Raw genomic sequence first — 7,898 nt, forward strand, 5'->3', positions numbered from 1 at the left:
GCCGCGCTTGTCGCCGCGACGAAGCCGCAGTAAAGACGTGTAAAGCCGCCGCGCGCGGCGCGGCGGTCAGCCGGCGTCGACGACGCGCAGCAGCGTGCGGCGCAGCGCGAAGTCGGCGTCGCTGCTGCGCAGCTCGAGGCGCAGCAGCACGCCGCTCTTGCGGTCGACGACCATCACGCCTTCGACGCGCGCGCCCACCGGTGAACCGACGACGTCGCCGAACAGCTCGATCACCGCGGCGTCGAACGGGCGTCCGAAACCCGCCTGCACGCCCAGCGCGATGACCTGCCCGCGCATCCGCGCCGACGCGCCGCCGGTGTGCAGCAACTCGCCGCCGACCACGTCGCCCAGCGCCAGTTCGCTGGGCAGCAGGCGGGTCCAGTACAGCAGGCCGCGGCCGAGCTGCGACTCGTCGAGCGACGGCGCGGCGGCGAAGTTGCCGGCCGTGTCCTGCAGCCAGGGCCCGGCCAGCGGCCGGCCGCCGAGGTGTGCGGCGAATTCGAGCTGGCTTCGCCGCAGCACCGACAGCGTCAGCGCCAGCTCCGACGCCGGCGTGCGCGGGTCCAGCCGCTCCTCGTAGACGAGCCGCTCGCCGACGGCCAGCGGCAGCGCGGCGGCGCGCTGCGGGCTCATCTGCGTCGGGGGGGCGCCGCAGCCGCGCCGCGCCGTGGCCTCGCGCAGCGCGTCGTGCCGGCCCTTCAGCCGCGCCAGCTCGGCCGCGTCGGGGCCGTCGGGACGCATCGCCAGCAGCGCCGGCCAGAACACCGTCACGCCCAGGCTCAGCGCGATGACGTTGTTGCCGTACTGCGCGTCGACCGCGTAGGCCACGTCGGCCGCGCGCTGCTGCACGCGGTCGATCTCGTCGAACATCGCGTCGCAGCGCCAGTGCGCGAACGTGGCCGCGTCGACGCGCTCGGGGGCGACCTGCGTCGACCGCGACGCGCAGGCGCCGAGCAGCAGTGCGGCGGCGATCAGCGCGAAGGCTGGATTCGCGAGGGGCATGGGTCGATTGTGCCGCGTGCGCACCCCCCGCGAGCGAACGCCTGCTGCCGCGGGCGCTGCGCACGCGGCCGGCGCCGCGCGCCGCTCAGGCCCCGGGCTCGTCGACCCCCGCTGCCAGCGCCCCGGCGTGGTGGGCGAAGTGGTCGGCCAGGAAGCTGGCGACGAAGTAGTAGCTGTGGTCGTAGCCTGGCTGCAGGCGCAGCGTCAGCGGGTGGCCTGCCGACTCGCACGCCGCCCGAAGCAGCTCGGGGCGCAGCTGGCTGGCGAGGAACTCGTCCGCGTCGCCCTGGTCGACCAGCAGCGGCAGCCGCTCGTCGCGAGGCTGCGCGATCAGCGTCACGGTGTCGTGTTCGGCCCAGGCCGCGCGGTCGTCGCCGAGGTAGGCCGTGAACGCCTTCTGCCCCCAGGGCACCTGCGCGGGCGCCACGATGGGCGAGAAGGCCGAGACGCTGGCGTAGCGGCCCGGGTGGCGAAGCGCCAAGGTGAGCGCCCCGTGACCGCCCATCGAGTGCCCGAGGATGCCGCGCCGCGGCAGCGCCGGGAAGTGCTGCTCGACCAGCGCCGGCAGCTCGTCGACGACGTAGTCCTCCATGCGGTAGTGCGGCACCCAGGGTGCCCGGGTCGCATTGAGGTAGAAGCCCGCGCCCTGCCCCAGGTCGTAGGCCGGATCGTCGGCCACCGTGGCGCCGCGCGGGCTGGTGTCGGGCGCGACCACGATCAGGCCGTGCCGCGCGGCATGCGCCTGCGCCCCGGCCTTGGTGATGAAGTTCTGCTCGGTGCAGGTCAGCCCCGACAGCCAGTACAGCACCGGGCAGGGCTGGCCGCGCAGGGCCGCGGCGGGCAGGTACACGCCCACGCGCATCTCGCAGCCCAGCGTGCGCGAGACGTGCTTCCACACTTCCTGACGGCCACCGAAGCTGGCGTGCCTTTCGATGCGTTCCATGGGGTTCGACTCCTGCGCGCCGTGCCCGTGTTCGCGACGGCGCGCACGCGCGGTCAGTAGTGCACCACCGAGCGGATCGACTTGCCCGCGTGCATCAGCTCGAAGGCGGTGTTGATCTCGGTCAGCGGCATCGTGTGCGTGACGAACGGCGCCAACTGGATGCGGCCGGCCATCGCGTCCTCCACCATGCCCGGCAGCTGCGAGCGGCCCTTGACGCCGCCGAAGGCGGTGCCGAGCCAGCGCCGGCCGGTGACGAGCTGGAACGGGCGGGTGGAGATCTCCTGCCCGGCGCCGGCCACGCCGATGATGACCGACTGGCCCCAGCCGCGATGCGCGCACTCCAGTGCCGCGCGCATGACCTGCACGTTGCCGATGCACTCGAAGCTGTGGTCGACGCCCCAGCCGGTCATCTCGACGACCACCTGCTGGATCGGCTTGTCGTGGTCCCTGGGGTTCACGCAGTCGGTGGCCCCCATCACCCGCGCCAGCGGGAACTTGTCGGGGTTGGTGTCGATCGCGATGATGCGCCCGGCCTGGGCCAGGCGGGCGCCCTGAACCACCGCCAGCCCGATGCCCCCCAGGCCGAAGACGGCCACCGAGTCGCCCGCCTGCACCTTGGCGGTGTTCTTCACCGCGCCCAGTCCCGTCGTCACGCCGCAGCCCAGCAGGCACACCTGCTCGGGGTTGGCGTCGGGGTGAATCCTGGCCAGCGACACCTCGGCCACCACGGTGTACTCGCTGAAGGTGGAGCAGCCCATGTAGTGATGCAGCGGCCGGCCCTGGTACGAAAAGCGCGTCGTGCCGTCGGGCATCACGCCCTTGCCCTGCGTCGCACGCACCGCCACGCACAGGTTGGTCTTGCCGCTCCTGCAGAACAGGCACTCGCCGCACTCGGCGGTGTACAGCGGGATGACGTGGTCGCCCGGCTGCACGCTGGTCACGCCCTCGCCCACCTCGACGACGATGCCCGCGCCCTCGTGGCCCAGCACGGCCGGGAACAGACCTTCGGGGTCGTCGCCCGACAACGTGAACGCGTCGGTGTGGCACACGCCGGTGTGGGTGATCCTCACCAGCACCTCGCCCTTGTTCGGCGGGGCGACGTCGATCTCGACGACCTGCAACGGCTGGCCGGCGGCGAACGCGACGGCGGCACGGGACTTCATCGGCGGCTCTCCTGGGGGCGGCGCCTGCGGCCTCGCGGCGCGTCGGGCGGTTGAAGCGGGCGATCGTACCGTCGAGCCGCGTCGACGCCGTCGCGGCGGCGGGCACGGCGCGCCCGAGGTGCGCCGACGGCGTTCGGGCCCTCAGCGATCGCTGCGCCCCGGCACAAACAAAACGTCCCCGTCGGACGGGGACTTGCGATCGACGCTCGGCGCCATCCCGGGTGTCCTGGCGGTCCGGGGAACGGCTTGGCGGAAAGGGAGGGATTCGAACCCTCGATACGGGAAACCCGTATACCGGATTTCGAGTCCGGCGCATTCGACCACTCTGCCACCTTTCCGGGGATGCGTGTCGCGTGGGCGAGCCGCGGATTCTATGCGATGTGCAGCTGCAGCCCCGGCAGCAGCGGGTGCGACAGCGTGCTGGCCCAGCGCTGGCCGTGCTGCAGCGGCCAGGCGTCGGTGATCGTGCCGGTGGTGACCAGGTCGCCCGCGTGCACCGGCCACGGCGCGGGCGACGCGGCCATCGCGTCGATCCACTGGCGCAGCGCGTCGACCGGGCCGTCGAGCACGGCGCTGCCGTCGCCGTGATCGACGACCTCGCCGTCGCGCAGCAGCTCGACGTGCAGCGCGCGCGTCTCGCCCGCCAGGTCGGCGAAACGCGACGCCGGCACGCGCGGGCCGACGTACAAGCGCCCGTGCAGCGCGTCGTCGACCATGCAGTCGGCCAGCGTGAAGCGCCAGCCCGCGAAGTGCGTGTGCACGATCTCGAAGCCGTGCGCCACCCACTCGATGCAGCGGGCGAGCGCCGCGCTGTCCATGCCGGGCTCGGGCACCGCCTGCAGGCCGAACACGATCTCGGGCTCGATGCGCGGCTGACACAGGCCGGCGAGCGTGTCGCTGATGGCAGGCGCGTCGAGCAGGGTCAGCGTGTGCTCCCACACGTTGGCCCAGATCGGCGCGAAGACGTTGTAGCGCGGCCAGAGGCTGCGGTTGGTGAAGCCGATCTTCCAGCCGCGCGGCCGGCGGCCCGCGGCGATGCGCCGCTCGCGCATGCGCGTGGCGACGGCGAACGCGCCCGCCTCGTCGAAGCCGGGCTGCGCCTCGCTGGGCAACGCCACCGTCGCGGCGCGCGCCTGCGCGTCGAGCATGCGGTCGGCGATCGTGTCGAGCGTGGCGTCGTCCATCATGGCTGCAGCCGGTCCATGCCCCCGAGGTACGGCCGCAACGCCGCCGGCACCGTGACCGAGCCGTCGGCGTTCTGGTGGTTCTCGAGCACCGCCACCAGCGTGCGCCCCACCGCCAGCCCCGAGCCGTTGAGCGTGTGCACGAACTCGGTCCTGCCCTGCGCGTTGCGATAACGCGCCTGCATGCGCCGCGCCTGGAACGCCTCGCAGTTGCTGCACGAGCTGATCTCCCGGTACGTGCCCTGCGCCGGCAGCCAGACCTCGAGGTCGTAGGTCTTCGCGCTGCCGAAGCCCATGTCGCCGGTGCACAGCAGCACCACGCGGTACGGCAGCTCGAGGCGCTGCAGGATCGCCTCGGCGTGGCCGACCATCTGCTCGAGCGCCGCGTCGCTGTGCTCGGGTTTCGTGATCTGCACCATCTCGACCTTGTCGAACTGGTGCTGGCGGATCATGCCGCGCGTGTCGCGCCCGGCGCTGCCGGCCTCGCTGCGGAAGCACGGGCTGTGCGCGGTGAGCTTGATCGGCAACTGCGCCGCGTCGAGGATCTGCTCGCGCACGGTGTTCGTCAGGCTGATCTCGCTGGTGGAGATCAGGTACTGCTCGTGAGGGTCACCGCCGGCCGCGGCGTCGCCCGGGCCCCGGCCGCGGTAGACCCAGAACATGTCCTCCTTGAACTTCGGCAGCTGCCCGGTGCCCTCGAGCACCTCGCGGTTGACGATGTACGGCGTGTAGCACTCGGTGTAGCCGTGTTCGGTGGTCTGCACGTCGAGCATGAACTGGGCGAGCGCGCGGTGCAGACGCGCCACCGGCCCGCGCAGCAGGCTGAAGCGCGCGCCGCTGAGCCTGGTCGCGGTGTCGAAGTCCAGCCCCAGCGGGGCACCGAGGTCGACGTGGTCGCGCACCGCGAAGTCGAAGTCGCGCGGCCGGCCCCAGCGACGCACCTCGACATTGGCGGTCTCGTCGACGCCCGCCGGCACGCCGTCCTGCGGCAGGTTGGGCAGGTGCATCAGCAGCGCGTGCAGTTCGGCCTGCAGCGCGTCGAGCCGCTCGGCGCCGGCCTTCAGCTCGTCGCCGATGCCGCCGACCTCGGTCATCAGCACCGACACGTCCTCGCCCTTGGCCTTGTGCTGGCCGATGCGCTTGCTCAGCGTGTTGCGCCGCGCCTGCAGCTCCTCGGTGTGCGTCTGCAGGCGCTTGCGTTCGGCCTCGAGCGCGGTGAAGCGTTCGACGTCGAGGAAGGGCTGCGGGCGCTTGCGCGCCTCGAGCTTGGCGATGACGGCCGGCAGGTCGCGACGCAGCAGTTGGATGTCGAGCATGGGGGTCCTCGGGGCAGCAGGGAATTCTATGAACGGCGACGGCGCCCGCGGGCGCCGTCGTCGCGGGCCGCGGTGGCGTTCAGGATCGGGACGCCGACGCACCCGGCGCCGCGGCCTGCGCCATGCTGCGGTCGCCCAGCCCCTTGGGCAGCGGGAAGTGCACCGTCTCGCGCACGCCGTCCATCGTGCGCAGGCTCACGGCGCCGAGCTCACGCAGCCGCGCGATGACCTGCTGCACCAGGATGTCGGGCGCCGACGCGCCGGCCGTCAGGCCGACGCGCGGCCGGCCCTCGAACCACGCCGGCTGCAGGTCGTCGGCCGAGTCGACCAGGTGCGCCGGCGTGCCCAGCCGCTCGGCGAGCTCGCGCAGGCGGTTGCTGTTGCTGCTGGTCGGGCTGCCGACGACGATCACGATGTCGACCTGCGGCGCCAGCAGCTTGACGGCGTCCTGCCGGTTCTGCGTGGCGTAGCAGATGTCCTGCTTCTTCGGCTCGCGCACGTGCGGGAAGCGGCGCTTGACCGCGGCGAGGATCTCGGCCGCGTCGTCGACGCTCAGCGTGGTCTGCGTGACCACCGCCAGCTTGTCGCCGCGCGGGCGCACGCGCTCGACGTCGGCCACGTCCTCGACGAGGTAGATGCCCTCGCTGAGCTGCCCCATCGTGCCCTCGACCTCGGGATGGCCCTTGTGGCCGATCATCACGAACTCGTAGCCTTCCTTGGCCAGCTTGGCCACCTCGACATGCACCTTGGTCACCAGCGGGCAGGTGGCGTCGAACACCTGGAAGCCGCGCCGCGCCGCCTCGGCGCGCACCGCCTTCGGCACGCCGTGGGCGCTGAACACCAGCGTCGACCCCGGGGGCACGTCGGCCAGGTCCTCGATGAAGATCGCGCCCTTGGCCTTCAGGTCGTTGACGACGTAGGTGTTGTGCACGATCTCGTGGCGCACGTAGATCGGCGCGCCGAAGCGCCGCAGCGCGCGCTCGACGATCTCGATCGCGCGGTCGACGCCGGCGCAGAAGCCGCGCGGCTCGGCGAGCACGACGTCGTCGACCGTCACTTCGTCGCGCGCCATCACAGCACCCCGATCACGTGCACCTCGAAGCGCACCGGCTGCCCGGCCAGCGGGTGGTTGAAATCGAACAGCAGCCAGTCCTCGCCCGGCGGGCCGACCTCGCGCACGACGCCGGCGTAGCTGCCGCCGCCGTCGGGCGTCGGGAACTGCACCACGTCGCCGACCGCGTAGGTCGCGTCGGGGTCGCCCAGCTCGCGCAGCAGCGCCAGCTTCACGCGCTGCAGCAGCGCCGGGTTGCGTTCGCCGAAGGCCTCGCCGGCGACCAGCTCGAAGCGCGCGTGCGCGCCTTCGGCCAGCCCGACGAGGCGCTGCTCCATCGCCGGCGCGAGCTGCCCGTGGCCCAGCGACAGCGTGGCCGGCTGGCCGCCGAAGGTGTCGACGACGGCGGCGCCGTCGGGGCCCGACAGGCGGTAGTGCAGCGTGAGGAACGAATCCCCCCGAATGGTGCTCACGGTCGATGGCATGCGGTGTCTAGACTGCATTCTAGGAGCCACCCCCGGCGCGAGCGCCCCATGTCGATCAAGGACTTGCCGCACGATGCGCGCCCGCGCGAGAAACTGCTGGCGCGTGGCCCGCAGGCGCTGGCCGACGCCGAGCTGCTCGCGCTGCTGCTGCGCACCGGGATGGCCGGTACCGGCGTGCTGCAGATGGCGCAGCAGCTGCTGGCCGAGTTCGGCGGCATCGGCGGGCTGCTGCGCGCGCCGGCCGACGCGCTGCAGCGCGTCAAGGGCATCGGGCCGGCCAAACGCGCCGAGCTGCAGGCGGTGCTCGAGATCGCGCGCCGCGCGCTGGTCGCCGAGCTGGCGTGCCAGCCGGTGTTCGACGCGCCCGACGCGGTGCGCCAGTACCTGCGGCTGCAGCTGGCGCACCTGGCGCACGAGGTGTTCGCGGTGCTGTTCCTCGACCACCAGCACCGGCTGCTGGCGATGGAGGAGCTGTTCCGCGGCACGCTGTCGCAGACCAGCGTGTACCCGCGCGAGGTCGTCAAGCGCGCGCTGGCGCTGAACGCCGGCGCGGTGATCCTCGCGCACAACCACCCTTCGGGGCTGGCCGAGCCGTCGCGCGCCGACGAATACCTGACGCAGTCGCTGAAGAGCGCGCTGGCGCTGGTCGACGTGCGCGTGCTCGACCACCTGGTGGTCGGGCACCACGACGTGGTGTCGTTCGCCGAACGTGGACTTCTTTGATATGTGGAGTCGCGCCGCGCCTGCCTGGGTG

General features: G+C 72.6%; 8 protein-coding genes and 1 tRNA gene. 1 reads left to right on the top strand and 8 read right to left on the bottom strand.

The genetic code is table 11. From position 1 onward, the window contains the following. Positions 1-66: 66 nt before the first annotated feature. The 8 genes from PKC53_RS02245 to PKC53_RS02280 form a co-directional block, all read right to left on the bottom strand. A complete protein-coding gene (locus PKC53_RS02245; RefSeq protein WP_324425860.1) occupies positions 67-1,002 on the bottom strand; it encodes a hypothetical protein in 936 nt (311 codons plus the stop codon). A gap of 85 nt (positions 1,003-1,087) precedes the next feature. Further along, positions 1,088-1,945, bottom strand: coding sequence for an S-formylglutathione hydrolase (gene fghA, locus PKC53_RS02250; RefSeq protein WP_324425862.1), 858 nt, complete (start codon positions 1,943-1,945; stop codon positions 1,088-1,090). 53 nt (positions 1,946-1,998) lie between these two features. Further along, positions 1,999-3,108 (bottom strand): S-(hydroxymethyl)glutathione dehydrogenase/class III alcohol dehydrogenase, encoded by a 1,110-nt coding sequence (locus PKC53_RS02255; protein ID WP_324425863.1) that lies wholly within the window; start codon positions 3,106-3,108, stop codon positions 1,999-2,001. Positions 3,109-3,355: 247 nt separating this feature from the next. Then, a tRNA-Ser gene (locus PKC53_RS02260) sits at positions 3,356-3,446 on the bottom strand. Positions 3,447-3,479: 33 nt separating this feature from the next. Further along, positions 3,480-4,295 carry a hydratase gene (locus PKC53_RS02265; protein ID WP_324425864.1) on the bottom strand — a complete coding sequence of 272 codons (816 nt, stop codon included), beginning with the start codon at positions 4,293-4,295 and terminating at the stop codon, positions 3,480-3,482. After that, on the bottom strand, positions 4,292-5,608 hold the full coding sequence (serS, locus tag PKC53_RS02270) for a serine--tRNA ligase (protein ID WP_324425865.1): 1,317 nt from the start codon (positions 5,606-5,608) through the stop codon (positions 4,292-4,294). Before serS ends, PKC53_RS02265 begins: the two co-directional genes overlap by 4 nt. A 79-nt stretch (positions 5,609-5,687) precedes the next feature. After that, positions 5,688-6,680 (bottom strand): 4-hydroxy-3-methylbut-2-enyl diphosphate reductase, encoded by a 993-nt coding sequence (gene ispH, locus PKC53_RS02275; protein ID WP_324425867.1) that lies wholly within the window; start codon positions 6,678-6,680, stop codon positions 5,688-5,690. Next, positions 6,680-7,144 carry an FKBP-type peptidyl-prolyl cis-trans isomerase gene (locus tag PKC53_RS02280; protein WP_324425869.1) on the bottom strand — a complete coding sequence of 155 codons (465 nt, stop codon included), beginning with the start codon at positions 7,142-7,144 and terminating at the stop codon, positions 6,680-6,682. The genes ispH and PKC53_RS02280 overlap by 1 nt, the downstream gene beginning before the upstream one ends. 48 nt (positions 7,145-7,192) lie before the next feature. Here PKC53_RS02280 and radC point away from each other — a divergent pair, with 48 nt between their 5' ends. Further along, positions 7,193-7,867 (top strand): DNA repair protein RadC, encoded by a 675-nt coding sequence (radC, locus tag PKC53_RS02285; RefSeq protein ID WP_324425871.1) that lies wholly within the window; start codon positions 7,193-7,195, stop codon positions 7,865-7,867. Positions 7,868-7,898 lie beyond the last annotated feature (31 nt).

The sequence above is a fragment of the Azohydromonas sp. genome (assembly GCF_035325925.1).
Lineage (GTDB): Bacteria > Pseudomonadota > Gammaproteobacteria > Burkholderiales > Burkholderiaceae_C > Calidifontimicrobium.